This window comes from Salmonirosea aquatica, from assembly GCF_009296315.1.
Taxonomy (GTDB): domain Bacteria; phylum Bacteroidota; class Bacteroidia; order Cytophagales; family Spirosomataceae; genus Salmonirosea; species Salmonirosea aquatica.
In genome coordinates this window covers 5363931-5388368 of the sequence record NZ_WHLY01000002.1, presented here as the reverse complement: position 1 = coordinate 5388368, position 24438 = coordinate 5363931, and the positions used below count along the sequence as shown (strand labels likewise).

The following is a 24438-nucleotide window of genomic DNA, read 5'->3' as shown; positions in this document are numbered from 1 at the left end:
CGTCGGCCCTGACCATTGAATTTTCAACAACCAAATCATTCTCACCAAAATCTATTACCCAGTCAATGAGAAAAATATCATTTTTCTTCTTAGTCGTCTTAATTTGTGGTTGTGCGAAAAAATATTCTAACCCAGTCACTCAGCAGGTAGCAGACAGTCACAGGATCATCGCAATTGTGCCTCCGAGCGTGAACTTGAATACAGAAACGCAGGAAAACGCCATGCGAGAGTCTATTAATTTTCAGCAAAGATTGTATAGTTGGTTATTAAGCTGGAAAGCAAAGAATCAGCTTTCGGTTGATATTTTAAAGACTCGGGAAACGAATGACTTACTTGAAGAGGCTGGCTACTTTGACGGGAACGACCTATCTCCCAGCAAAATCTGTGAAATTTTGGTTGTAGATGCCATTTTGACCTCCCATTACTCATCTCGCCACAAATTTTCTTCGGGCGAATCCAGAGCAATAGGGACAATCCTTGGAGCTGTAAATGGTACATTACCAACTGCTGGACCTGCTACAGGAAAAGTCAGTTCCATTCTGGAATTGTACGATGGAAATACCGGAGAAATGATTTGGGCTTACGAACAGAAAAAATCTACCTATGTAGGAGCTACGCCATATCATACCCGTACTTCCTCAGAGGCAATGGAAAAAATAATGAAGTCAGCCAGCAAAAATATGCCCTATTTCAAGTGGAAGTACAAAGAGTTTAGTTTTTGAGCCTCCAGGGTCAAAATATTCAAATCATAAAAATTTTCAGTGCGTTGCCTCGCCCGCTCCACTCGGCAGCCGGATATCCTCCACAATCTGCTGCACATCCTCCGGCGGTGCCGGCGTAAACGCACTGATGGTGAGCGATACCACAAAATTGACCAACATCGCTACCGACCCGAAGCCCTCGGGCGATATGCCGAACCACCACTCGCTCGCCGGCGGCGGGGTAGCATCGAGCCAGCCCATCTTGTACTTTACCATGTAGTACAGCATCAGCACGGTACCTACCACCATCCCCGCTACGGCTCCCTCCTTGTTCATGCGCTTATAGAAAATCCCCAAAATAATGGCGGGAAAAAACGAGGCTGCCGCCAGCCCAAAGGCCAGCGCCACTACCGCCGCCACAAAACCGGGCGGATTGATACCAAAGTACCCCGCAATGCACACCGCCACCGTGGCCGACACCCGGGCAGCGATCAATTCGCCTTTTTCGGAAATGTCGGGGAAAATCATCTTTTTCAATAAATCGTGCGACACTGAGGACGAAATGACCAGCAGTAGGCCGGCTGCAGTGGATAAAGCCGCCGCCAGCCCACCCGCCGCTACCAGGGCAATGACCCAGTTGGGTAGGTTGGCAATCTCGGGATTCGCCAACACCATGATGTCGTTATCGATCGTCAGTTCGTTAGCCTCCTTATCGGCTACATACTGGATTTTGCCATCGTTGTTTTTGTCGGTGAAAGCCAGCAGGCCGGTTTTCTCCCAGTTTTTGAACCATTTGGGTACCGTAGCGTAGTCACGATTGCTGACGGTTTCGATCAGATTGGTACGGGCAAAAACCGAAATCGCCGGGGCCGTGGTGTACAGAATGGCAATAAACACCAGCGCCAGTCCGGCCGACATACGGGCGTCCTTCACCCGCTTTACCGTAAAAAACCGGACAATTACGTGCGGAAGTCCGGCGGTACCTACCATCAGGGCCAGGGTTATAGCAAACACATCCTGCATTTTCTTGGTACCCTGCGTGTATTCGGCAAAGCCCAGCTCGCGGGATAGCCCGTCGAGTTTATCGAGCAGGTACACGCCCGAGCCATCGGCCAGGGTGCTGCCCATGCCCAGTTGCGGGATAGGTACCCCCGTCATGATGATGGAGATATAAATGGCGGGTACCATGAAGGCAAAAATAAGCACGCAGTACTGTGCGACTTGTGTATAGGTGATGCCCTTCATGCCGCCCATCACAGCGTAAATCAGCACGATCACCATTCCGATAATGACACCCGTATTGATATCCACTTCCAGAAAACGGGAGAATACCACCCCTACCCCACGCATTTGTCCAGCCACGTAGGTGAACGACACCAGCAACGCGCATACCACCGCCACCGACCGGGCCGAATTGGAATAGTAGCGGTCGCCGATGAAGTCGGGCACGGTAAATTTACCGAATTTGCGCAGGTAGGGGGCTAGTAATAAAGCCAGCAGTACATAGCCGCCCGTCCAGCCCATGAGGTACACCGTACCGTCATAGCCCATGAACGAAATAAGGCCCGCCATGGAAATAAACGAGGCCGCCGACATCCAGTCGGCGGCGGTAGCCATGCCGTTGGCCAGGGGCGACACGCCTCCGCCTGCGACGTAGAATTCTTTGGTAGAGCCCGCCCGCGACCAGAAAGCGATGCCAATGTACAGGGCGAAGGTGAGGCCCACAATGATATAGGTCCAGATTTTTACGTCCACGCTAAGTTAGTTGAAAGTTGATAGTGGAGAGTTGATAGTGAAAATTGGAAAGCTGTAATAAAATTTTATTTGCAATCTGCTGATTTACAAAAGCTTGAATTTATAAGACAGGTACTTTCACTTTGTGGCTTTGCCCCTTTGTGCCTTTGGAACTCATTCATCATAGCCGTACTTTTTATCCAGCTTATTCATCAGACGGATGTAGACGAAGATCAGGATGACGAATACGTAAATGGAACCCTGCTGCGCAAACCAGAACCCCAGCTTGAAGCCGCCCAGACGGAAATTGTTCAGCGCATCGGCAAAGAGAATGCCCGCACCGTACGAAACCAGAAACCAGATGGCAAGCAGGATGGTCAGATATTTCAGGTTTTCTTTCCAATAGCGCTGGGCGGAGGTACCCTCGTATTTTTTCATAAAGCGAATGAAATGATGGATTTTCCTAGCCAAAGACCGTAAACCCGTACTTTTACCCCATGAACGCTTCAATTCCTGAATTAACCGACGGCGAGCGGGCCTTTATCCGGGAACACCTCCACGATGATGTGCCGAAACTGCTGCTGCAAAAGCACAACCCGGCCGATCTGGATTTGGGAAAACTGGCCGGGCAAATAACTGCGCGTCAGAAAGCCCGCCACAAGCTACCTTCCTGGTACGCCAACGATCGGCTGCTGTTTCCGCCGCCCCTATCCGTCGAACAGGGGTCTTCGGAAGCTACCGCCCGGTTCAAAGCGAGCCTGGTGTCCGGCCGGAAGCTGATCGATATCACGGGCGGCATGGGCGTGGACTGTTTTTACATGAGTGCGCATTTCGAGCAAACCACCTACTTCGACCAGCTGGAAACCGTTGCCCAGGCAGCGGCGTACAACTTTGCCCAGCTGGGCGTGAGTAACCGGATCGAAGTGCGCGGCGAGGAAGCCATCGCTACCCTGGATCGGCAGCCGGAAACGGCCGACTGGATCTACGCCGACCCCGCCCGGCGCGATGAGCGCCAACGGAAGGTAGCCCAACTAGCCGACTGCACGCCCGACCTGACGCAGGTTCTGCCAGTACTTTTTCGCGCTTCGCCCAACATCCTCATTAAAACCGCCCCGTTACTGGATATCGATTTGGCTATCGCCCAACTCCAATCGGTGCGTGAGGTGCACGTCATCGGGCTGGAAGGAGAATGCAAGGAGGTACTTTATACTTTGGAAAGAGGGTACCCTAGGGGCCAAGAGGTTCCGATTCGGGTACGGCTGTTGAACGCTGAAGGTACCCCTCTGGCGCTTTTTGATTTTACCCGCGGGCAGGAAGCCGCGGTCACCGCACAGTTTGGTGAGCCCGAGACCTACCTGTACGAACCTCACGCGGCCCTGTTGAAAGCGGGCGCCTTCAAAACCATCGCCACCCAGTACGGGCTGACCAAGCTGGCTCCGCATACGCATTTATACACGAGTACCCGCTGGATTCCGGACTTTCCGGGCCGGGGTTTTGAAGTAGTGGCCGTTTGCAAGCCCAACGCCCGGGAACTCGCGGCTTTCGTGCCACAAGGAAAAGCCAACCTAACGCTGCGAAATTTTCCCGGCAAAATCGATGACCTACGGAAAAAGTGGCGTCTCAAGGAGGGAGGCGACGTCTATTTGTTTGCGGCTGAACTGTCCGATACGCGCAAAGTTGTCATTGTAACCAGAAAAGTGTATCTTTAGAAACCTCATCTATATTTTCTTAACAGGTTTGTATGAAAAAAACAATCTACCTTCTCCTTCTGCTGAGCAGTTTGCTAACTAGCCCGATCTTCGCCCAAAGTGTTTTTCCCGGTAAAGAATCCCTCAACGGTAAAGATTACTTTGGCCTTAATCTCAACTCCAACATCCCGGAGCGATTCCTGGGTAATTATTGGGAAGATTACCTCAAAACCTTTGGCAAAACCTACAGCCGCCGGGGCGTGGTTACGGTGGATCGGGCCAATGTCCCGGCCATATCCAAGGAACCCGTTGAGATGCTGAGCCAGGTTTCGTCGTCCAAAAACATCAGTCACGTTTTTCTGGCGGTAAAGGTGGGCGATCGCTTCGTCGCCAACTTCACGGACAGTACCTACCGGGCCACCGAGGATTTCCTGAAAAACTTTTCGTCCTACGCCGTGGCCCGCGACGAGGTACGTCAGGCGGAAGAGTTCTACGCCGAAGCAGACAAAAACCATAAAACCCTGACACGCGACAATGAGCGCATCGTGAAAGAGATCGAGCGCCTGCAGAAGCGGCTGGAGGAGCTGATGGTCGAGCAGGAAACCAACAAGAAAGACCTGGCGGGCTCGGTCATCGACCTGCAGAATAAGCAGAAGGATCTTGAAGCCGCCAAGAGCCGCCTGCCTAAGATGTAGGGAGTATCCCACGGCTATTCGCTCATAGATTCGACAAAAAACGGCTAGTTTTAAGGAATTAGCCGTTTTTTGTGCCAAACAGAGAATCAATTTGCTGCCCGATCACATCCGAAATCTTATCTTCGGATACGAAGGTTTTGACCAGACCGGGCAGATCGGAATTCATGATGATTTTTCCATTTTCCACCTGAATATCACCGGCTATCTTCGTGCTGATCAGACCTTTCTTCAATTTAAAAGAAAAGTCCATGGTGTTTCCCGACCAACTTTTGGTAGGTTCTTTCACCACTACCCCTCCCGGAAAATCGCGCTTCATGAGCTCGTCCAAAAATGAATCGATTTTCTGGATAGCCTCCTGCTGGCTTGCTTTATAGTTTCGTTCAATTCGCATGGTTTCCTATGGTTGAATGCTGTGGAATCTGTACAGCCGTGAATTTTATCAGAACTCTGTTGTGTATATAAATTTGGTGCCACGGCCGTAAAAACGGGCAGATTCATTCCTGGGTTTTCAGGTTAAGGGTCCCGGATTGAACAGGGCCAGGTCATTGTATAAGCCCAGGCGGTCCGTAGCCACTTTTCTGGTTCCGCTGGCTACTTCCAGCATCAGATGGAAGAGTTCCCAGCCCATTTCTTCGATGGTTTTAGCGCCAAAGGCGATAGGCCCCGCGTCGAGATCGATCAGGTCAAACCATCGATTACTAAGCTTGGAGTTGGAGCTTACCTTAATAACCGGTACCATCGAAAGTCCGTAGGGGGTACCCCGGCCGGTAATGAATACGTGCAGGTTCATCCCCGCGGCCAACTGCAGGGTACCACACACGAAATCACTGGCGGGAGTGGCGGCAAAATTCAGGCCTTTGGTACGTACCTTTTCGCCCGGTGCCACCACACCCACGATCGGACTGGTACCCGATTTGGCGATGGAGCCGAGGGCTTTTTCCACTATATTGCTCAGTCCGCCCTTTTTGTTGCCGGGAGTGGTGTTGGCGCTGCGGTCCACCTGTCCGTGGGTCAGGTAGGCGTCGTACCAGGCCATTTCGGCTTTCAGCGCCTGGGCTACCTCGGCATTCGCGGCGCGGGGTACCAGCAGATGAATGGCATCCCGCACCTCCGTGACCTCCGAAAAAAGTACCGTACCTCCGGCCCGGACAATCAGATCCGCCGCAAACCCAGCCGCCGGATTGCCCGTCAGGCCTGAAAAAGCATCACTGCCGCCGCACTGCATGCCCACCACCAGTTCTGAGGCGGGGCAGGTTTCACGTCGACGTTCATTCAGTTTTTTCAGGTGTTTTTCCGCTACTTCCATAATCCCGTCCACCATTTCTTCAAAACCGTTAAAAGCTTCATCCTGCAAATACAGAATAGAATGGCGGTCATTGGTTTCCGAGGTAGGTAGCAGGCGTTCGGGTCTCAGTTTTTCGCATCCCAGGCCGATAATCATTACCTCGTCGCCAAAATTAGGATTCTGGGCAATGTGTTTGATGGTCCTGATGGGGATCATGGCCGCCGGCGCGTCGATGGCGATGCCACAGCCGTAGGTGTGGTTGAACGCCACCACGTCGTCCACCTGGGGGTACCTGGGCAACAGTTCTTTTTTTATTTTATCGGTGATGTAGTTCGTCATACCGGCGACGCACTGCACACTGATCGTGATGCCCAGAACATTCTTGGTACCTACGCTGCCATTTGCATTCCTGTATCCCTGAAAGGTATAGCCCGTCAATGGATCAGGCACGGGTGCGGGAGGCTCTTCGTAGAGAATAGCATCCAGATCGGGCGGCTGTGGCATGACGATATTCATTTCGTTCAGCCAGGTACCTTTGGGAATATCCGAGTTCGTGTAGCCAATCACCTGGCCGTAGCGCCGTACCTCGCTATCCTTCGGCAGATCGTGCAGGGCCACCTTATGGCCCATGGGTACATCCTGCAATAGCACGACATCCTCGCCCACAAGGGTACCCCGGGCTAATCCCGATGGATTGGTCACGATGCCTACGTTATCGGTGGGGGAGGTTTTGATAAGAGTACTTTCGGTACTGGTTTTCATGCCCAAAGACTATACGAATGGAAAAAGAAACGCTAACAGCATAGACGCGATAAGCCCCGCAAACCCCATGACGGTGAGTAAGTAGGAAAAGAAGCGAATCGTTTCTTGTTCGTTCATGCCCGCCATTTTAGAGATAATCCAGAAGGCGCTGTCATTCATCCAGGGAAATATTTTGGAGCCGCACCCAATCACGATCGCCAGGTACACGGGGTGGAAACCAAAACCCTGCGCGCTGCCGAAGCCACTCATCACCCCTACGGCCGTCACCATCGCTACCGTCGCCGATCCCTGCGCGGTCCGTACCACCATCGTAATCAGAAACGCCAGGGGTAAAATCGCCGTTTGGTACCCCTGGGCCAGTTGCCCGATCCTGATTCCGATGCCCGTTTGCTGCAGCATTTGGCCAAAGGTACCCCCGGCGCTCGTGATGAGGATGATCATCCCGGCACTCATCAGCGATTCGGACACATTTTTACGGAATAGCTCGGCATTTTTCAGCCGATGTCCCATTAGATACAGCGCTATCATTGCCGAAATAAACAAGGCCATATTGGCATCGCCCAGTACCTGAAAGAGGTCGAGCAAGGGGGTTTGTACAATGTTTTCTGTCGGACGGCTGCCCATGCTCAGAAAAGTATGGGCGGTAATGAGCAGGATGGGCAGTACAATGGGCAAAAGCGACACACCAAGGCCCGGCAGATCCTGATCCTCGATGCCGGCATTGTGTTGCAGTTCTTCCAGGGTCAGGTCGGGTGTATCCCGCAGGGGTAAAGCCCATTTTTTATTGGCCCAGGCCGCGTACAGGTACCCACACAAGACCGTCATTATTCCGACCGACAGGCCGCCGATCATCATGATGCCGATATCTACGCCCAGGGCCTTGGCTACGTACAGGGGTCCCGGCGTGGGCGGTACCAGCGAATGCGACATCACGCCGCCCGCAATGGCGCACATCAGGTAAAGACTGAACCTCCCCGGATGACGCACGCTCAGCGACTTGACCAGCGGAATCATCAGATAAAAAACGGTGTCGAAAAAAACGGGAATTCCCAGCACAAAACTACCCGACAGAAACGCGAAGGAGCCGTTTTTTGGACCCACCAGCTTCATCAAACTCCGGATGATGCGCTCGGCCCCGCCGCTTTTCATCAGGGCGGTGCCGATCAGGGAAGCAAACAGGATGAGCAGACCGATTTTGCCCACCGTAGTGCCAAAAGCATTCGACAGACGCGCTCCGATGGTTTGGGTAGACAGCGACCGCGCCGCCGCTTCGCCCATGTTGCTCTGCATGGCGTAGTCGAAGAGTTGAGCTTGTGAGGTCAGGATGCCCGTGATCAGCGCCGCCAGCAGAAGCGATAGCAGCGCGTGCAGTCGTAAAACAATGATACAAATCAGCACCACGGCGATGCCGATCAGCACTATGACGATGGAGTTCATGCAAAGATGGGTTGTGATCAGGGTACCCGGTCAGTTGGTTGCTGGATGCCGCTTAACGGTACCTGAGGTAGAGAGGAATATTCCCGCCCCAATCTACTTACCCGGGGTGTGGAAACAACCGGGCGACCATGTCGTGTCCGGGGCAGGTAGGGTCCTTAGAAATGTCTACCAATGTCAGACAGGTACCGCTGCACCGGGCGATTCCTCGTTTCGCGGGAAAAGAATAGGGACAACCGAGGCGCTTCTTTCTGTCGCTGATTTTCAGACATTTAATCCTATTTTGTAATTCACAATCAAGGAATCTGCCGAAAATCGCCTTGGTGGAAATGATTTTCTGCTCTATATTTCAGGATCAGATCCTAAACCGTCACAACTCATGAAGCGTTTCTTTTCCATTTCCTATAACCCCGATCTCGTTCACATCTGGCTGATTTTCCTGCGCATTGGCGTAGCCGTTTTGATGTGGACGCACGGCATTCCCAAATTCATGCGGCTTCTGGAAGGTAATACCGGTTTTGGCGATCCCATTGGCCTAGGCTCGACCCTATCGTTCTTTCTGGTTATTTTTTCGGAGGCCATTTGCTCCCTACTGATTCTCCTGGGCTTAGGTACCCGCCTGGCCGTCATTCCCTTGATTATCAGCTGTTCGGTGGCGGCTTTTGTGGCGCATGCCGATGATCCCTTTGGCAAAAAAGAATTGCTCCTGCTGTACATTCTTATCTACCTGACCCTGCTGGTGATGGGCGGTGGAAAATATTCGGTCGATGCGACGATTGGGCCGAAGCGGCGGCGGTAGGGTCGAATAGAGGCTAGTTCTTTGCACACATGAATGCTGTCCGGTTTCCAGGTTTATTCTGAAAATCCGATTTACTAAAAGCACACAAAGTGCCTTTTAGCAGGAAAATATATTCAGGCTAATTTCTGCAAAGCCTCGTCGGTGGAGCCCACAAAAGCTACCTGCCTACCTTTGTTGCTTTCATACATAAAATCCCGAATGCTATTTCCGGTATGAGCAGTAAAATCACCCACAATCGCCAGTCGAACGCGATAGTTGGAGAATTTTTGTAGGATTTCGCCCGCCATACCGTTTTTCAAATCAAAGAATTCAGGGACTATATTCTTTTCGTACAGAATAATGCCGTCGAAACCCTGGTAGTACAAGTTCCCCAATAAATCCAGCCCGTCCTCAGCCGTTTTGATGATACTTTCTTCCGAAAGTACCTCGGCAATTTTTATACTATTTAAAGTATGATCTTCAATTTTCATCTAGCTGTAGAGTTCATTTTCAGGGAAATAGTAGCTCAATTTGACAGATCACCTGCTCATCGTCACTTCACTGCCACGAATTCTGATTTCTTTTATCGATACTTTCATTAGGGACATATATACTATCTTTAAAGGATGGGGAAGCGGCCCGTATTTTGCTAAACCCGTTGTTAGCGGCCGTTTTTCTGTTCAAAATGCTTAACTATTTCATAAGCTTGATTCCAATGACGGTTTTCATGGTCAATTAAAAAATTTATACAGTCATCCAGCTTAAAAATTAAATCAGCAGAACCAGGATATTTAATATAAGTTCGGTCAATAGGAAAGTTTTTGAACGATACAATGTAATTCTTAAAATTAAATTGACAGCGTTCAAACTCCCCTAAAATATACGTTTTCAAGTATAGTGAAGTTGGTTGCCAAATATCCCAAGTATTTGCTCGTTTGAATCTATCAGTAGTTGTATAAGGTTGTAAGGAAAGTAAAGCACTTAATGCCAATTCTTCTAACCCTTCATTTACAAATAGTTTGTGTTTGCCGTCTAGGATTTCTTTAAAACCTTCAAAATAAGAATTGTTCAGTAAAATGATATGTGCAATATTTTGAGCAATACTCCATGTTTCATTTTTTGTTTTAAAATTGAATTCTTCTTCACTTAAACATCCAAAGTTTCTAAACTTTTCTGTGATAGTATCAATCTCCTGAGTCCAATTTCGTTCAAACATTTTGAGAAACTGCGTTTTAAATGGCTGCTAACTCGTAAATATACGAACCTTTCGTACATCATAAACTCAATAAACAACTAGCATTCAGCACTTTCATAAAACTCATCCTAGAAAAAGGAAAATCCAAACAATACAAAATGCGTACTTCGCATTTTGTATTGTTTGTGCGCAGGAGCCAGTCAATCAAGTAGCAGCAGAAGTATTAATTTCTGTCCTCCCTACCGCTTCGCGCGGTCGATGGCTTTCAGCAATGAAGTATCATCCGAGGTATCCAGGCCAATTTCCCAGATCATTACACCGCCCAGGCCGAGTTGTCTGGCCAGGCGGGTCTTTGCTTCGATGGTGTTGATGCCGTTGTAGAAGGCACCCTTCCAGTAATCGTCGTAGGCGCTGGCCCCGTCGGCGATGAGTTGCTTGTAGGTAGGGCCAAACTGCCCGAAGCCCTTTTTGGAGTAAAAGGGCAGGCCGATAATCGCTTTGGACGGCGCTAACCCGCGTCCCTTTACCCAATAGTCGATGCTCTGCACCGCGTAGGCGTAGGGAGAATGGGCTTTCACGATATCTCCGCCATAGTCGCCGTCGTAGGCCATCAGGTTCACCCAATCCATCGCATCTAGAGCTTCTTTTTTGGTACCATAGCCCTTCTTGCCACTCGCTACCACGGCGGCGGTGAGTTTTTTATTCAGGGCGTGGAGTGAATCGGCCAGTTCGCGCACCAGCAACACGTATTGGTCGGCGGAAGGACTGTCTTCGTCGGGGTACTCCCAATCCAGATCCACGCCATCCAGATCATATTTCCGGACCAACGCCATCGCGCTTCGCACGAATGTATGCCGTCCTTCGGCGCGCTCCGCCATGCGGTGAAAGCGACTGTCGTCGCCACCGCCATCGCCAATCCCCCAACCGCCAATCGAGATAAAGACTTCCCGGTTTCCGCTGTGGGCGTGCTTCACGAGCCGTTTCAGGATGCTATCGTCGCGCAGCGGCATGAGCGTATCGCCGCTGGGAGCCGGAATGGAAAACGAGTAGTTGATGTGCGTCAGGTAATTGAGCGGCAGGCTCTCCGGCTCAGCCGAACCCGGGGTGTAGTAGCCGACCACTTTGAATTCATTCTGAGCGGCAGAAGTAGTTTTTTGTACGCTCTTGCAGCCTATGGCCAATGTCAGAAGCAAAAGACCGATAAAAATTTTGGATGGAGTCATGATAAAAAATTTCATTGGGTGGGTAAGAAGATAATGTAGAAAGGGTACCTTGATCAATCGCTCAGGCTAATATTTGTCCGTATTCTTTTTCCGAAAAGCCCAGCGCCAGTACCTTGCCCGCTTCGTTTTCGAGCAATGGACGCTTGATAGCAGAGGTATTGCTTTGCATGAATTCAGCTGCCGAAGCTGCATCGGTGATGCCGTTTTTTTGCTCGTCCGACAGTTTCCGCCAGGTCGTACCCGCGCGATTCAGGAGCTTTTCCCAGGGTACCTGCGATAGCCAGTCATCCAGTTTTTCACGCGAAATACCCTGCTTTTTATAATCATAAAACAGGTAGGGTACCTGCTGAGCGTCCAGCCAGCGGCGCGTTTTTTTGACGGTCTCGCAGTTCGGAATTCCGTAGAGGGTAAACATTTTGGTTGGGGATTGAAGGTAGGGAGGCAATTTATTAATTTTTTTTAAAAAGCGGGGTACTTTGCTCACAAGGTACCCTCGAAATGCGTTCCACATCAAACTATCTCGCCGCGATCCGGTTTCCTCTGCATGAAACTATCCCTGTATACCCCCGTAGCTGCTCCCCTCCTCGCGGTGTGGGAGGGCTTCGACGAAGCCCTTTTCAAAAAACTCAGTCCGCCTTTCCCTCCGGTCCGGCTGGTTCGCTTTGATGGCAGCTACACGGGCGATCTGGTGGCGCTGGAACTGAATTTTTTCCTGTTCAAACAAACCTGGATCAGCCGGATCGCGGATCAGCAGGAAACCGGGGACGAAATCTACTTCATCGACGAAGGCATCAAGCTTCCCTTTTTCCTGGCCTTCTGGCGGCACAAACACCGGTTGCTCCGGCAAAAATCGGGGGGTACCCTCATTGCTGACGAAATCGAGTACCGTACACCTTTCCTGCTGACCGACTACCTGATGTACCCCCTGCTATATGCCCAGTTTGCCTACCGCCAACCCATCTACAAGCGAATTTTTTCCTGAAAAAAGCGACCGATAAATGAGATACAGGGATTTTTTGGAAAAAAACGGACAGATTTGGTCCTGATTTTCCTTTATGAACTACTACCAAACCAAAGGGATATGAACCTCAACTTACAGGATAAAGTAATCATTGTTACGGGCGGTGCGAAGGGCATCGGCGAGGGAATCTGCCAGGTACTGGCCGCCGAGCGGGCCATTCCGGTTATTGTGGGGCGCAACGAAGAAGATAATCTGGCCACCATTCATCGGCTGGAAGCCGGGGGCGGCAAGGCCTATGCCGTAACCGCCGAGCTATCCAAACCCGAAGCATGTGCCAATGCCGTAGCGGATGTGGCAGCTCAGTTTGGCCGGATCGACGGCCTGGTCAATAATGCCGGGGTCAATGACGGGGTGAATCTGGAGCACGGTAGCTATGAGGGTTTCGTGGCCTCGTTGCACAAAAATCTGGTACACTACTACCTGATGGCGCACTATGCCCTACCCTACCTGAAAAAAGACAAAGGAGCCATTGTCAATATTGGCTCCAAAACCGCCGAAACCGGGCAGGGGGGTACCTCGGCCTACGCCGCTGCCAACGGCGGCCGCAACGCCCTCACCCGCGAATGGGCCGTGGAATTGCTACCCTACAGTGTGCGCGTCAATGCGGTCATTGTAGCCGAATGCTTCACGCCCATGTACGCCGACTGGATAAAAACGCTGCCCAATCCTGAAAATAAGCTGGCTCAGATCAACGCCAAAATACCCCTGGAAAACCGCATGACCACCGCCGAAGAAATTGCCAATATGGTCGTATTTTTGCTATCGAGTCGCTCGAGCCATACTACCGGACAATTGATCCATGTGGACGGCGGGTATGTCCACCTGGACCGGGCTTTGGAGTAGCCATCATCTTCCCGAAACGGACTCTCCGACTGTTTTGAAGTTACACTTGGAACTTTCGCCCCATGACTTGCAATCCCTGCCGCTGGCAGGGATTTTTTTTGTTAAAAAAATAATCTGGAAAAAAGGCACTGCCACCGGAACAAGTGGACGGTAAGAATTGTAAATATTTACAGCCGGGCTACAATTCACCAATATTTAGCGTTTCATCGAATGGTATTATTCCTGGTTCCGAATCAAAGACATGTACCTCGGCCCATCTGATGATTTTTTGTAGTTAAGGACTTAATACGTACATGTTTGATTAGCCTATATGGGAACTATACTCGTGACTGGCGGAGCCGGATTCATCGGTTCGCACCTCACCAAACGATTGCTGCTGGAAGGGCACACTGTGGTATGTGTGGACAACTTCACCTACACCTATGATCCCTTTGTGAAGTGGGATCATATCAACGCCTTCCGTAACCATCCTCAGTATCATCTGCTTTCGATTGACATTCGGGAAAAAACCGCATTGCAAAAGGTAATGGAAGACTACCAGGTAGAGGCGGTCGTTCACCTGGCTGCCCTGGCGGGTGTGCGGCCGTCCATCCAAAATCCGTCGGCGTATGTGGATGTCAACATCGGCGGCACGCTCTCGGTGCTGGAAAGTATGCGGTACGCCGGAGTCCGCAAACTGGTTTTTGCCTCGTCTTCGTCGGTATATGGGGATGATTCCCGCGCGCCTTTTCAGGAAACCGCCGAAGTAAATCAGCCGGTTTCGCCCTATGCCCTTACCAAGCGCGCCGGTGAGATGTTATGCGAAAATTACTTCCGGCTGCATGGGATCGAAACCTACTGCCTGCGGCTTTTCACGGTCTATGGCCCCGGGCAGCGCCCCGAAATGGCCATTTCGTATTTTCTGAGAAATATCCTGGCCGGTACCCCCATGGATGTCTTCGGGGATGGTACCAGCGCGCGTGACTATACTTACGTAGAAGACATTGTGGCCGGTATACTGGCCTCGCTGGATGCGGTCAGGGGTTTTGAGATCCTAAATCTGGGCAGCGCCCGGATCATTTCCCTCAACGAACTGATCGGAACGCTGGAAGAAGTGACCGAACGGACCGCTCTGGTCAATCGGCTGTCTGATCAGCCGGGGGATGTCAGGCTCACTCATGCCGACATCACCAAAGCCCGGCGAATACTGGGGTACCAACCCGCCACCTCACTCCATCAGGGGCTCAACACTATGCTGGAGGCCCTGAACCATGCGCCGATCAATGCGTTACCGGTATGACCGAATCTGAAAGAACCTATATGCTCCTCCCCGACTCACTCCCCGAACTATCGGTCGTGGTACCGATGTTCAACGAAGTAGAAAATGTGTTGCTCATGCTCACTGCCTTACATAAGGCACTGCATGGGCTTACCCACGAAATCATCCTGGTCGACGATGGTTCTACGGATGGCACCATCGCCCGCGCCCGGCAAACGGAGGTACCCTACGTACGGATCGTCGAGATGATGCGTAACTACGGCCAGACCAGTGCGATGGCCGCCGGAATCGCCCAGGCACGGGGCGAGTACATTGTTACACTCGACGGCGATCTTCAGAACGACCCGGCCGATATTCCTTTGATGCTGGACAAAGCCCGCCGGGAAGACTGGGACGTCGTGGCCGGGCGGCGCGCCAACCGCCAGGACGGCTGGCTGCTGCGCAAAATCCCCAGTCAACTGGCCAATGCGATGATCCGCCGCCTGACCGGGGTGTATCTGTACGATTACGGCTGTACCCTGAAAGTATTCCGGCGAACCGTTGCGCAAAATTTGGGCCTCTACGGTGAACTCCACCGCTTTATTCCGGTGCTGGCCGATATCCAGGGTGCCCGGATGACCGAAATGGACGTGCGCCATCATCCGCGGCGCTTCGGCAAGTCGAAATATGGGCTGGGCCGCACGACGAAGGTACTGAGCGACCTGATGCTGATGGTATATTTTCAGCGCTGGATGAAAAAGCCCATGCACCTCTTCGGGCCACTCGGAGGTTTGCTCCTGCTAGGGGCGGAGGTACAGTGCTCTTCCAACTGCTGGCCTCGTTGGGAGTTGGTTCCGGCTCAGGCGTAGCCCTGCTGATCGGCATCATTTTGTCGGTAAGTGGCCTGCTGTTTTTAGCCTTAGGCCTTTTTGCCGAAATACAGATGCGGATCTACTACGAAAGTCAGCGTGCTACCCCGTACTCGATTCGGAAAATACACGAAGTAGCCACCCTACCCAAGCAGGCATCCCCCCTACCTCAGCCCCAGTACCATTAAGTATTTCTCATGAATACCGTCGAGCCCCCCTTTACCCGTCCTATAATCATCCGCTGGTTGTTCGGGCTACTGCTGGGAGCGGTTTACGTGCTGGGTGTCATCATTCCGCTGTTCGACCACGACAGCGCCCACCATGCCCTCATCGGCATGCACATGTTCCTGACCGGCGATTATGTCAGCCTGATCGATCGCGGAAAAGATTATCTCGACAAGCCCCACCTGCTTTTTTGGTTGTCCGCTCTGGGCGATTCATTGTTTGGGGTAGGTACCCTTGCTTATAAGGTACCCTCGCTGATTCTGGCCATTCCCGGTGTGTACGCGACCTACCGGCTGGGCAAACGCCTGTATTCGGCTCAGGTAGGTCGTAACGCCGCCCTGATTCTGGTTACGTCCTTCGCCTACATCCTGTCGCTGAACGACGTGCGAATGGATGCCCTGCTGCTTTCATTTATTATCACCGCCACCTGGCTGCTGTACGAATTCTCCCTCACCCAGGGTATTTGGTGGCTTATAACGGGTTCACTGGCTTTGGCACTGGCGTTTTCTACCAAGGGAATGTCGGGCGTTTTTGTGCCGGTGCTGGCCGTCGGTTCGCAGGTACTCTATTCCCGCAACTGGGCGTTCCTGCGGTCGTTCCGCTGGCTGTGGGTATTGGGGCTGTTTTTCCTGTTCAGCAGTCCGGTCATTTACAGTTACTATCTCCAGTTCGATTTGCATCCGGAAAAAGTCATCCGGGGCACCCGTGGCCACTCGGGCGTTGCGTTTATCCTTTTTTATCAGAATATCGAGCGCATGGAAGGTACCAACTGGGGAAGCGCCAGTGGCAACGATCCTCTTTTCTTTTTCCATACGCTGCTCTGGGCTTTGCTACCCTGGAGCCTGCTGGCTTATTGGGCAGTGTTCAAAAAGAGCTTTCTTCTGGGACAGCAGCGGTTCACGTATGCGCCGGGGCGCGAAATCCTGACTTTGACTACCATCGTGGTCATGTTTACCCTGCTTTCTATCTCCAATTTCAAGCTACCCCATTACCTCAATATTCTGTTTCCCTTTTTTGCACTCCTTATCGCCGCTCAGTTGCAAACAGTGAGCCTGCGCTATGAACAGCAAGGGTTACTCATAGCGCAAAAGTTCGTGGCGGTGGCGATGATAGTAGTGAGCCTAATGCTTACCCGGTACATTTTCCCCATCCAAAACGGGCTGGTGACCGCGATGGCCTTTGCCGCCTTGTTTCTGATGATCCGGGAGTGGGTAACGGCCGGTCCCTGGCTCGAAAAACTGATGGGGATTTCGGTGGCGGTAGGTATTTTTGCCAATCTGTTGATGAACGGAAATTTTTATCCGCAGGTACAGCATTATCTGGGTGGTCTGCAAGTGGCCGCCAAGGTGAAGGAACTGAATATTGCCCCCCAGGATATCCGTCTGTTCAATTGGGAGAGCAACACCCTCAATTACTACACCGAACATTTTTACAAGACTATCAAGGCCAACCAATTGAAAAACAGCGGCGAAATCTGGCTGGCCGGTCCGGAAGAGTCCATGAACCGGGCTTTGGACTCGCTTTCAGTGGAAACCGGAAAATCTTACCTATTCTATCATTTCCGCACGACGCGGCTCAATGCCCTGTTTCTTAGTCCCAAGACCCGCCAGGCTACCTGCGAGCGAATCAGGCTGGTGCAGATCAACCCTTCCGCTCCCGGTATAAGCCGCCAAACCGAATGAAGTACGGGAAAACCGCCATCAAAATTCTGGTCACGCTGGGGCTGCTTTACCTGGTTACGCGGCGGATTGACATCGACGCCATCTGGAATTCGATAAAAAGCGCCGGGTGGTGGTTTTTGCTGGCCGCCTTTCTGATGTACACTTTATCAAGAATTCTAGGCGCCGAGCGCCTCCGGCTGATGCTAAGGGCTCAATCCATTCGTATTTCGGTGCGCGCCAACCTGCGCTTCTACTGGATCAGCATGTTCTATGGCATGTTTTTACCGGGCGGAATCGGCGCGGATGCCTATAAAGTATACTATCTCAAAAAAAACTACACAGGGCACAGTACCCTTAGCCTCACCAAAATCATGCTCTGGGACCGTCTCATCGGTCTGGGTGCGCTGCTGCTGTTGGCGCTCCTGCCAGCGCTCATCCTGGTACTCGGTCCCTTGTGGTCGTGGCTGTGGGTACCCGCTCTGCTCCTCGAACTTTTCATATTGCGGTGGGCAATCGGGTATTGGATGCCCATTCTGGTGGCGGTACACCAGAAGCTATTCTGGATTTCGATCCTGATTCAACTCGCCCAAATCGCCTCCATCGTCTTTCTGATGGAAGCCATCGGTATTTCGGATCACTACCTCGAATACACGCTCGTATTCCTGGCTTCTTCCCTGGCTTCTATGCTGCCCGTTTCCATTGGCGGGGTCGGGATTCGGGAATTGACTTTCCTGTACGGATCCCAGTTTCTGGGTACTTCGGAAGCCCACTCCGTTGCCTCGGGGTTTCTTTTCAACGTGCTGGTTACGGCACTGGCTCTGACGGGCTGCCTTTTCTTATTTGGGAAAGAACCCGTCATCCCCGATTCTTCTCCCAAAGAATAAAAAACATTATAAATGCATTTCTCAATGACTGGGAGTGGTATGTTTGGAAAAACGTCGTCTTTATGGCAGTACAGAAATTCACAAACCTGCCTAGCTATTCCTGAAAAATGAAGCATTCCTTTACGTATATAGTTTTTCTATACCTCGTAGCTCTATCCGTCTTCGCCCAGCCGGCTGCTCCGTCCGCGAGCAAACCCAACATCATTTTTATCCTCGTCGATGACATGGGCTGGGGCGACGTGGGCGCTTTCTGGCAGCAACAGCGCATGAAAGCCAACGACCGCAGCGAACCCTGGCAGTTCACACCTTCGCTCGACGCCATCGCCCAAAACGGTGCCATGCTCACCCACCATTACTGCGCGGCTCCGGTATGCGCACCGTCGCGCGCCTCGCTCATGCTGGGCGTCAGCCAGGGCCACGCCAATATTCGCAACAATCAGTTTGACAAAGAGTTGCAGGACACCTACACCATGAGTTCGGTGCTTAAAAAGGCCGGGTACAGCACCAGTCTGGTAGGCAAGTGGGGCTTGCAGGGCGTCGATGCCGAAGCTCCCAATTGGCCCGCGCATCCCCTGAACCGGGGTTTCGATTATTCGTATGCCTACATCCGTCACGCCGATGGCCACGAGCACTATCCGGTGGAGGGAATTTACCGGGGGAAGAAAGAAGTCTGGGAGAATAAGACCAACGTATCGGCGGGCCTGGCCAAAAGCTTTACCACCGACCTGTGGACGGCCAAAGCCAAGCAGATTATCAAACAGCAAGCCGGAAAAGCCCAACCTTTCTTCATGTACCTGGCCTACGATGTACCCCACGCCGTGCTTGAACTTCCTACCCAGGCCTACCCCCAGGGCGGCGGCCTGAAAGGCGGTTTGCAATGGCTGGGTACCTCCGGCAAAATGATCAACACCGCTTCGGGTACCCCCGACTCCTACATCCACCCGGACTATGCCAAAGCCACCTACGATCACGACAAGAATCCCGCTACAGCCGAGGTACCCTGGCCCAATGTGTACAAGCGGTACGCCACGCTTTGCCGCCGGATCGACGACGGCATCGGCGATATCATGCAGTTGTTAAAAGATTTGAAAATTGACCAGAATACGATGGTCGTCTTTACTTCTGACAATGGCCCTTCGATTGAATCATACCTGAAAGAAGACTATGAGCCGGTTTTCTTCAACAGTTTCGGTCCATTCGATGGCATCAAGCGCGATGTGTGGGAAGGCGGCGTGCGGATGCCGACACTGGTGCAGTGGCCGGGTACCATCCCGACCAAGCAGGTAATCACCCGGCCCAGCGCCCTCTACGACTGGCTGGCCACCTTTGCCGATGCCGCCCAGATTCCGGCTCCCGCCCGCACCGATGGCGTTTCGCTACTCCCTACCCTGACCGGACAGGGTACCCAAAAGCAGGGCGTGGTGTACATCGAATACGAAAACAACGGCGCTACGCCCAAATTTGAGGAGTTTTCGCCCAATCACCGCGCCCGGAAGCGTAACCAGATGCAGAAAATCAGGCTGGGAGATTTTGTGGGAGTTCGCTACGACATTAAGTCGGCCGACGACGATTTTGAGATTTATAACGTCGTAACCGATCCGCAGGAAACGAAAAACCTGGCCGGTGAGGCCGCTTACCGATCCATGCAGAAAACTTTCAAGGAAAGGGTTACGCAGGTACGCCGGCCCGATCCCGAAGCGCCTCGCCCCTACGACCTGGCCCCAATGGCCGCCATGGAAGCTCCCAAAGCCGCCGCCGGTGTGCACTGGGCCATTCATGAAGGTGAGTTCCCGTGGGTAGCTGATCTTACCGGCCGCCCGGCTTCGCTTTCGGGGAACAAGCCGGGTGCCGATATCAACAGCATCGCGTTGAAAGAGGGGATGATCTATCAGGAGGGGTACCTCAAGGTACCTCAGGATGGTACCTACCAATTTACCATGACCGGCAACGGCAGCTACCTGTTTCGGCTGCACGACGCCCTGATCATCGACCGCACCTACCCCGACCAACCCAAATTGAAACTACCCCTTTCGGCAACGGTCAACCTGAAAGCAGGGTACCATCCGTTCCGGATCTACTACCACCAGACGGGCAACGCGAAGCCCAATCTGGACTGGACCTGGCAGGCCGAAGGCATGAGGGAACAACCCGTACCCGCCGCGGCACTGTTCCATGCGGCAGATTAACGGGCAAACCGTCGTCTGAAAATTCTTTCACGTATTGATGAATGAATAAAGCCGTACAGTAATTGTCCCAGCAGGGCTATCGAAACTCAAACTATAAACAGTTTCGTATATTTATGAGTTATGTGGCATTTTAAAAGACCAACAGTAAAGTGACGACTGACAACTTAATAATAATAAAAGGTGGTGCATACAACGACATTAAGAAAGCGTTGAGACAATGGATAGATTTATATTCAAAGGACTTACAAGACGACTTAACTTTTCAAATATTTAAAAATGGACGGGGCAATCATATTATACAGGCTGACAAAAAGCTAGACAACGATCGTTTTTTTTATCTAGTAAACTATTTGAACTATCCAGAAGATATTAAATACAAAATTGAAATTGAAGGCTATACGACAGGAAAAGACAATAACCAACTTAAAGGCAAAGACCTTTTAGTTTTCATTTCACTGACAGACAAAGAATACGATAATGTACTCGTGACGACTTCTGAAAATGAAAATTTCAAAGTTGACTTTGGTGGTAAAATCACAGAAACGAGAGATAAGCGGATTTTCAATTACCCGACTGACTTAATTTTGAAATATCCAGAAACAATTAATATTAATCGAAAAGAAATCGAACACAAAGAAGAAAAAATCAACGAAATAAGTATTCACAAGAGATTTAAAATTTTAGCAATTATTGCCGTTAGCTTGACACTAATCGGAATAATCATAAATCAGATAGACCCTCAAATCTTTCGTAAATTTTCATTTTTCTTAGGTATGGGAATAGGTGTTTGGTTTTTTTTGGACTACAAAATGCTTCAATCGGACAGACATTATCTTTGCAGCTTCGGAATTGCGATAGGGTATTTTCTATTCATTTTAACTAACAATGGAGAATTCAATAAAAGTGTTTTAGACTATGGAGCATTATATCCACTAACTTTATTATTAGTCCAAAAACCTGCAAGACTAATTTACAAAGCAACATTAAACAGAGAACCAGTGGTTGATAGACCACCGCCAACATTTTGGGACGGTGTTTATATGATAATTCTGTTTTTTGGATTTGGAGTTTTACCTTTTTTAATTATCGACAGTTTGACGAAATGAAAAGAAAAACGCCACATAACAACAGCTACCCAAAAGACGGGATTTCGTGTTCCAAAGAGACATTTGTGCAAGCCGAAAGTTCAGTACAGGCTAATAGTTTAGTGCTTCGAAATCCGCTTCTTCGCCAAGCGACAAACCGTAATCTGCTATATTTTGACCGACCACAAACAAGACAATTCAAGAATGAAACTATTGGACTTTTTCAAAATATTTTGTCAAAGTATTGCTCCAATAAATGAAGTTAAAGCTGACGGTTATTTACCTTCATTTTGGGAGGACGACTATTGCCAAATTGAAATTGCTTCGTTTGAAAATAAAGAATACATTTTAAAGACTATTAGGCAAATAAGTGACCTTGCAAATAATTCAAGAACAGATTTCGGATTTACAGAGACGTTTGGACGAGGACAAATGCCTATAAAAACTTATTCCAAAGAAATTAGGACATACTATTTAGATAAACTATTAACAGAGTTTGAATTTGAAAAGGCAAAAAGCATAAACTATGACAGTCATAAAATCCTTAACTGCGAAACTGGATCGATTAAAGCGTATGGTTTCTCAAACTTCACTATCTTTTTTGACACGCAAGACGAGTTTGTAAAAAATATTTGGTTGTCAATTAGTTTAATTGTTTCAGTTAGACAATATGACTTGATACAATCAGCCTTGTATTGTTTAGGTGAAGAATGTGAAATGGTGTTGATTGACTGGAATAGCTTGGAATTATTCGACTTGAGAGACAGGACACAAATAGACAAATACTTAAATGACTACTGGAAATAATACAGCAGCTAACAGACGTTTGGCAAAAAAGCGGGTTCAGTCGTTAATTGAAAATTCTAACTCGTATCAACTTTTGTGCTCCGAATGAAGTTTAGTGCTAAAAGTCCCGCCCTTCTGGTAGCTGCAAAACGTTCATTTACCAACGCTCGATTCAAGTTCTTTACTACACTCCTGTAATCTGTAAGTATTTTTCTTTAATTCTCTATAAAAAAACCAAGAAACTATTTGCTATAAACAAGTATATCATTCCCTAATTATATTCGTTTTGTCTCGACTTGTAGTTATTTTCGGCATCCTGCTATTCTTCCTACCTCGGTATACTGTGGCGCAGGATTCCCTGCGAGTTACTTCTCCAAATGGTCATTTGACTTTTAAATTTTCCATTCAGCCGGGAGGGGTACCTTCTTACGAAATCAGCTATAACGATCAGCCGGTCATTATGCCTTCACGACTGGGTTTGCTCAACAATCCGAATGGTAATCCTAATGCGCCCAACTGGAATGAAAAATTTACGGTAGTGAAAACTTCGGTGCGCCGGGTCGATACCTCCTGGAAACCGGTCTACGGCGAGCGGGACGAAATACCGGACAGGTACCACGAACTGACCCTTACCTTGCAGGATACCGTGAAAGTCAATGGCCGCGAAAAGGGCGAAATGCAACTCATCGTGCGAGCCTACGACGAAGGCATCGCTTTCCGGTATTTTTTTCCGGAAAGTACCCGGACACAAATCATCGAAATCGGTCAGGAAGCCACGCATTTTCGCCTGCCGCCCGATACCCGTTTTTACGCTACCGATCACGCGCAGGGTAGCTACACCCTGACCGAGCCCGAAGGCTGGAAAAAACGGGCCGAACTACCCCTTACCGCCCAGCTCGGCAACAACCTCTGGACCAGCATCCTGCACGCCGGGGCTACGGATTTTCCCCGTATGCGGCTGGAAGTACGGGAGGGAGAACTGGTAAGTACCCTCTTCGGTGAAACCCTAGGTACCTCCCCCTGGGGTACCCCCTGGCGGGTGGTCATGGTTGCGGAGGAGCCCACCCAGTTGCTGGAAAATAACTATCTGATTTTGAACCTCAACGCTCCCAATAAAATTAAAGATACGAGCTGGATCAGGCCCGGACGGGTGATGCGGGAAGTGACACTATCTACGGCCGGAGCCCGAAAGCTGGTAGACTTTGCGGTAGGACAAAACCTGGATTTCATTCATTTCGATGCGGGTTGGTACGGCCATGAATACGAAGTCGCTTCCGATGCCAGCCGGGTCAGCGTCGATCCGAAGCGCAATCCCGTCAACGATCTTGATTTGCAGGCAATCATCCGCTACGCCAAAGAAAAAGGGAAAGGCGTGATTCTGTACGTAAACCACCGCGCGCTCGAAAACCAGCTGGATTCGATTTTCCCGCTGTACCAGCGCTGGGGCGTGGCGGGCGTCAAATTCGGCTTTGTGCATACCGGCTCCCACTACTGGACCGCCTGGATGCACGAGGCCGTGAAGAAAGCCGCCCGGTACCACCTGATGGTCGACATCCACGATGAGTACATGCCCACGGGATTTACCCGCACCTACCCCAACCTCATGACGCAGGAAGGAGTACGCGGCAATGAGGAATTTCCCGACGCCACCCACAACACCGTACTGCCCTTCACCCGTTTTCTGGCCGGTCCCGCCGACTACACCTACTGCTTCAACGAACCCCGATTAAAGAACACCAAAGCGCATCAGCTGGCCCTTTCCATCATTAATTACAGTCCGTGGCAGTATCTGTATTGGTATGGTAAACCCGAAACCTACCCCAATCGGCAGGAAATCGAGCTCTGGAAGTACCTGCCCACCACCTGGAACGAAACGCAGGTACCCACGGGGGTACCCGGTGAGTACGTTACCGTCGCCCGGCGGAATAAAAACGAATGGTACGTGGGCTCCGTAACCAATAATGACGCCCGGAAAACCACTGTGTCTTTTGCATTTTTGCCCAAAGGGAAAAAATATACGGCTGATATCTACGAGGATGACGGACAGGGTAGCATCCGAAAGACCACCAAATCGGTACAGGCAACGGACCAACTCGATTTCGACTTACTGCCCCGAGGTGGGGTGGCGGTGCGGGTGCGGGAGTAG

At 50.7% G+C, this 24438-nt stretch carries 24 protein-coding genes; 15 read left to right on the top strand and 9 right to left on the bottom strand.

Annotated features, from left to right (window positions below; genetic code table 11):
- Positions 1-65: 65 nt before the first annotated feature.
- Positions 66-722 (top strand): hypothetical protein, encoded by a 657-nt coding sequence (locus GBK04_RS23210; RefSeq protein WP_152763849.1) that lies wholly within the window; start codon positions 66-68, stop codon positions 720-722.
- A gap of 36 nt (positions 723-758) precedes the next feature.
- Here the strand turns inward: GBK04_RS23210 and GBK04_RS23205 are convergent, their stop codons facing one another.
- On the bottom strand, positions 759-2456 hold the full coding sequence (locus tag GBK04_RS23205; protein WP_373331256.1) for a sodium:solute symporter family protein: 1698 nt from the start codon (positions 2454-2456) through the stop codon (positions 759-761).
- Positions 2457-2609: 153 nt separating this feature from the next.
- Positions 2610-2873: a DUF4212 domain-containing protein gene (locus tag GBK04_RS23200; protein ID WP_152763847.1), complete on the bottom strand. Its 264-nt coding sequence runs from the start codon at positions 2871-2873 to the stop codon at positions 2610-2612.
- A gap of 59 nt (positions 2874-2932) precedes the next feature.
- On the opposite strand from GBK04_RS23200, the gene GBK04_RS23195 reads away from it, so the two are divergent.
- Both GBK04_RS23195 and GBK04_RS23190 read left to right on the top strand, forming a co-directional pair.
- Positions 2933-4144, top strand: coding sequence for a THUMP-like domain-containing protein (locus GBK04_RS23195; RefSeq protein ID WP_152763845.1), 1212 nt, complete (start codon positions 2933-2935; stop codon positions 4142-4144).
- 32 nt (positions 4145-4176) lie between these two features.
- On the top strand, positions 4177-4818 hold the full coding sequence (locus GBK04_RS23190) for a hypothetical protein (protein WP_152763844.1): 642 nt from the start codon (positions 4177-4179) through the stop codon (positions 4816-4818).
- Between the two features lie 58 nt (positions 4819-4876).
- Here GBK04_RS23190 and GBK04_RS23185 read toward each other — a convergent pair whose 3' ends face one another.
- The 3 genes from GBK04_RS23185 to GBK04_RS23175 form a co-directional block, all read right to left on the bottom strand.
- Positions 4877-5209 (bottom strand): polyhydroxyalkanoic acid system family protein, encoded by a 333-nt coding sequence (locus GBK04_RS23185; protein ID WP_152763842.1) that lies wholly within the window; start codon positions 5207-5209, stop codon positions 4877-4879.
- Positions 5210-5326: 117 nt separating this feature from the next.
- A complete protein-coding gene (garD, locus tag GBK04_RS23180; RefSeq protein WP_152763840.1) occupies positions 5327-6865 on the bottom strand; it encodes a galactarate dehydratase in 1539 nt (512 codons plus the stop codon).
- 9 nt (positions 6866-6874) lie between these two features.
- Positions 6875-8302, bottom strand: a complete 1428-nt coding sequence (locus tag GBK04_RS23175) for a GntP family permease (protein ID WP_152763838.1) — start codon at positions 8300-8302, stop codon at positions 6875-6877.
- 376 nt (positions 8303-8678) lie between these two features.
- Here GBK04_RS23175 and GBK04_RS23170 point away from each other — a divergent pair, with 376 nt between their 5' ends.
- Positions 8679-9098 (top strand): DoxX family protein, encoded by a 420-nt coding sequence (locus tag GBK04_RS23170; protein ID WP_152763836.1) that lies wholly within the window; start codon positions 8679-8681, stop codon positions 9096-9098.
- Between the two features lie 113 nt (positions 9099-9211).
- Here the strand turns inward: GBK04_RS23170 and GBK04_RS23165 are convergent, their stop codons facing one another.
- From GBK04_RS23165 to GBK04_RS23150, 4 genes are all read right to left on the bottom strand, one after another.
- Positions 9212-9568, bottom strand: a complete 357-nt coding sequence (locus tag GBK04_RS23165) for a DUF4180 domain-containing protein (RefSeq protein WP_152763834.1) — start codon at positions 9566-9568, stop codon at positions 9212-9214.
- A gap of 170 nt (positions 9569-9738) precedes the next feature.
- Positions 9739-10293: a DinB family protein gene (locus tag GBK04_RS23160; RefSeq protein ID WP_152763832.1), complete on the bottom strand. Its 555-nt coding sequence runs from the start codon at positions 10291-10293 to the stop codon at positions 9739-9741.
- Positions 10294-10511: 218 nt separating this feature from the next.
- Positions 10512-11510: a glycoside hydrolase family 18 protein gene (locus GBK04_RS23155; RefSeq protein ID WP_373331255.1), complete on the bottom strand. Its 999-nt coding sequence runs from the start codon at positions 11508-11510 to the stop codon at positions 10512-10514.
- Positions 11511-11556: 46 nt separating this feature from the next.
- Positions 11557-11910 (bottom strand): ArsC family reductase, encoded by a 354-nt coding sequence (locus GBK04_RS23150; protein ID WP_152763830.1) that lies wholly within the window; start codon positions 11908-11910, stop codon positions 11557-11559.
- 129 nt (positions 11911-12039) lie between these two features.
- On the opposite strand from GBK04_RS23150, the gene GBK04_RS23145 reads away from it, so the two are divergent.
- The 11 genes from GBK04_RS23145 (at position 12040) to GBK04_RS23100 (ending at position 24438) form a co-directional block, all read left to right on the top strand.
- Complete coding sequence (locus GBK04_RS23145; protein ID WP_152763828.1) at positions 12040-12477, top strand: SRPBCC family protein; 438 nt, start codon at positions 12040-12042, stop codon at positions 12475-12477.
- A gap of 99 nt (positions 12478-12576) precedes the next feature.
- Positions 12577-13359, top strand: a complete 783-nt coding sequence (locus GBK04_RS23140) for an L-fucose dehydrogenase (RefSeq protein WP_152763826.1) — start codon at positions 12577-12579, stop codon at positions 13357-13359.
- A gap of 310 nt (positions 13360-13669) precedes the next feature.
- Positions 13670-14638 carry an NAD-dependent epimerase/dehydratase family protein gene (locus tag GBK04_RS23135; protein WP_152763824.1) on the top strand — a complete coding sequence of 323 codons (969 nt, stop codon included), beginning with the start codon at positions 13670-13672 and terminating at the stop codon, positions 14636-14638.
- Between the two features lie 20 nt (positions 14639-14658).
- Complete coding sequence (locus GBK04_RS23130) at positions 14659-15465, top strand: glycosyltransferase family 2 protein (RefSeq protein WP_373331254.1); 807 nt, start codon at positions 14659-14661, stop codon at positions 15463-15465.
- On the top strand, positions 15438-15653 hold the full coding sequence (locus GBK04_RS30980) for a hypothetical protein (protein ID WP_373331253.1): 216 nt from the start codon (positions 15438-15440) through the stop codon (positions 15651-15653). The genes GBK04_RS23130 and GBK04_RS30980 overlap by 28 nt, the downstream gene beginning before the upstream one ends.
- Before the next feature lie 9 nt (positions 15654-15662).
- A complete protein-coding gene (locus GBK04_RS23125) occupies positions 15663-17372 on the top strand; it encodes an ArnT family glycosyltransferase (protein ID WP_152763822.1) in 1710 nt (569 codons plus the stop codon).
- Positions 17369-18235, top strand: coding sequence for a lysylphosphatidylglycerol synthase transmembrane domain-containing protein (locus GBK04_RS23120; RefSeq protein ID WP_152763820.1), 867 nt, complete (start codon positions 17369-17371; stop codon positions 18233-18235). Before GBK04_RS23125 ends, GBK04_RS23120 begins: the two co-directional genes overlap by 4 nt.
- 107 nt (positions 18236-18342) lie before the next feature.
- Positions 18343-20421 (top strand): sulfatase-like hydrolase/transferase, encoded by a 2079-nt coding sequence (locus GBK04_RS23115; protein ID WP_152763818.1) that lies wholly within the window; start codon positions 18343-18345, stop codon positions 20419-20421.
- Positions 20422-20570: 149 nt separating this feature from the next.
- Positions 20571-21527, top strand: coding sequence for a hypothetical protein (locus GBK04_RS23110; RefSeq protein WP_152763816.1), 957 nt, complete (start codon positions 20571-20573; stop codon positions 21525-21527).
- A 183-nt stretch (positions 21528-21710) separates the two neighbouring features.
- Positions 21711-22313 carry a hypothetical protein gene (locus tag GBK04_RS23105; protein ID WP_373331252.1) on the top strand — a complete coding sequence of 201 codons (603 nt, stop codon included), beginning with the start codon at positions 21711-21713 and terminating at the stop codon, positions 22311-22313.
- 265 nt (positions 22314-22578) lie between these two features.
- Complete coding sequence (locus GBK04_RS23100) at positions 22579-24438, top strand: glycoside hydrolase family 97 protein (RefSeq protein ID WP_152763814.1); 1860 nt, start codon at positions 22579-22581, stop codon at positions 24436-24438.

Coding starts and splice junctions, on each gene's coding strand:
- GBK04_RS23160 (WP_152763832.1), bottom strand. CDS start 10,293: ATGTTTGAACGAAATTGGACTCAGGAGATTGATACTATCACAGAAAAG.
- GBK04_RS23140 (WP_152763826.1), top strand. CDS start 12,577: ATGAACCTCAACTTACAGGATAAAGTAATCATTGTTACGGGCGGTGCG.
- GBK04_RS23105 (WP_373331252.1), top strand. CDS start 21,711: ATGAAACTATTGGACTTTTTCAAAATATTTTGTCAAAGTATTGCTCCA.
- GBK04_RS23155 (WP_373331255.1), bottom strand. CDS start 11,510: ATGAAATTTTTTATCATGACTCCATCCAAAATTTTTATCGGTCTTTTG.
- GBK04_RS23185 (WP_152763842.1), bottom strand. CDS start 5,209: ATGCGAATTGAACGAAACTATAAAGCAAGCCAGCAGGAGGCTATCCAG.
- GBK04_RS23210 (WP_152763849.1), top strand. CDS start 66: ATGAGAAAAATATCATTTTTCTTCTTAGTCGTCTTAATTTGTGGTTGT.
- GBK04_RS23130 (WP_373331254.1), top strand. CDS start 14,659: ATGCTCCTCCCCGACTCACTCCCCGAACTATCGGTCGTGGTACCGATG.
- GBK04_RS23165 (WP_152763834.1), bottom strand. CDS start 9,568: ATGAAAATTGAAGATCATACTTTAAATAGTATAAAAATTGCCGAGGTA.
- GBK04_RS23195 (WP_152763845.1), top strand. CDS start 2,933: ATGAACGCTTCAATTCCTGAATTAACCGACGGCGAGCGGGCCTTTATC.
- GBK04_RS23200 (WP_152763847.1), bottom strand. CDS start 2,873: ATGAAAAAATACGAGGGTACCTCCGCCCAGCGCTATTGGAAAGAAAAC.
- GBK04_RS23175 (WP_152763838.1), bottom strand. CDS start 8,302: ATGAACTCCATCGTCATAGTGCTGATCGGCATCGCCGTGGTGCTGATT.
- GBK04_RS23150 (WP_152763830.1), bottom strand. CDS start 11,910: ATGTTTACCCTCTACGGAATTCCGAACTGCGAGACCGTCAAAAAAACG.
- garD (WP_152763840.1), bottom strand. CDS start 6,865: ATGAAAACCAGTACCGAAAGTACTCTTATCAAAACCTCCCCCACCGAT.
- GBK04_RS23170 (WP_152763836.1), top strand. CDS start 8,679: ATGAAGCGTTTCTTTTCCATTTCCTATAACCCCGATCTCGTTCACATC.
- GBK04_RS23120 (WP_152763820.1), top strand. CDS start 17,369: ATGAAGTACGGGAAAACCGCCATCAAAATTCTGGTCACGCTGGGGCTG.
- GBK04_RS23115 (WP_152763818.1), top strand. CDS start 18,343: ATGAAGCATTCCTTTACGTATATAGTTTTTCTATACCTCGTAGCTCTA.
- GBK04_RS23125 (WP_152763822.1), top strand. CDS start 15,663: ATGAATACCGTCGAGCCCCCCTTTACCCGTCCTATAATCATCCGCTGG.
- GBK04_RS23145 (WP_152763828.1), top strand. CDS start 12,040: ATGAAACTATCCCTGTATACCCCCGTAGCTGCTCCCCTCCTCGCGGTG.
- GBK04_RS23190 (WP_152763844.1), top strand. CDS start 4,177: ATGAAAAAAACAATCTACCTTCTCCTTCTGCTGAGCAGTTTGCTAACT.
- GBK04_RS23135 (WP_152763824.1), top strand. CDS start 13,670: ATGGGAACTATACTCGTGACTGGCGGAGCCGGATTCATCGGTTCGCAC.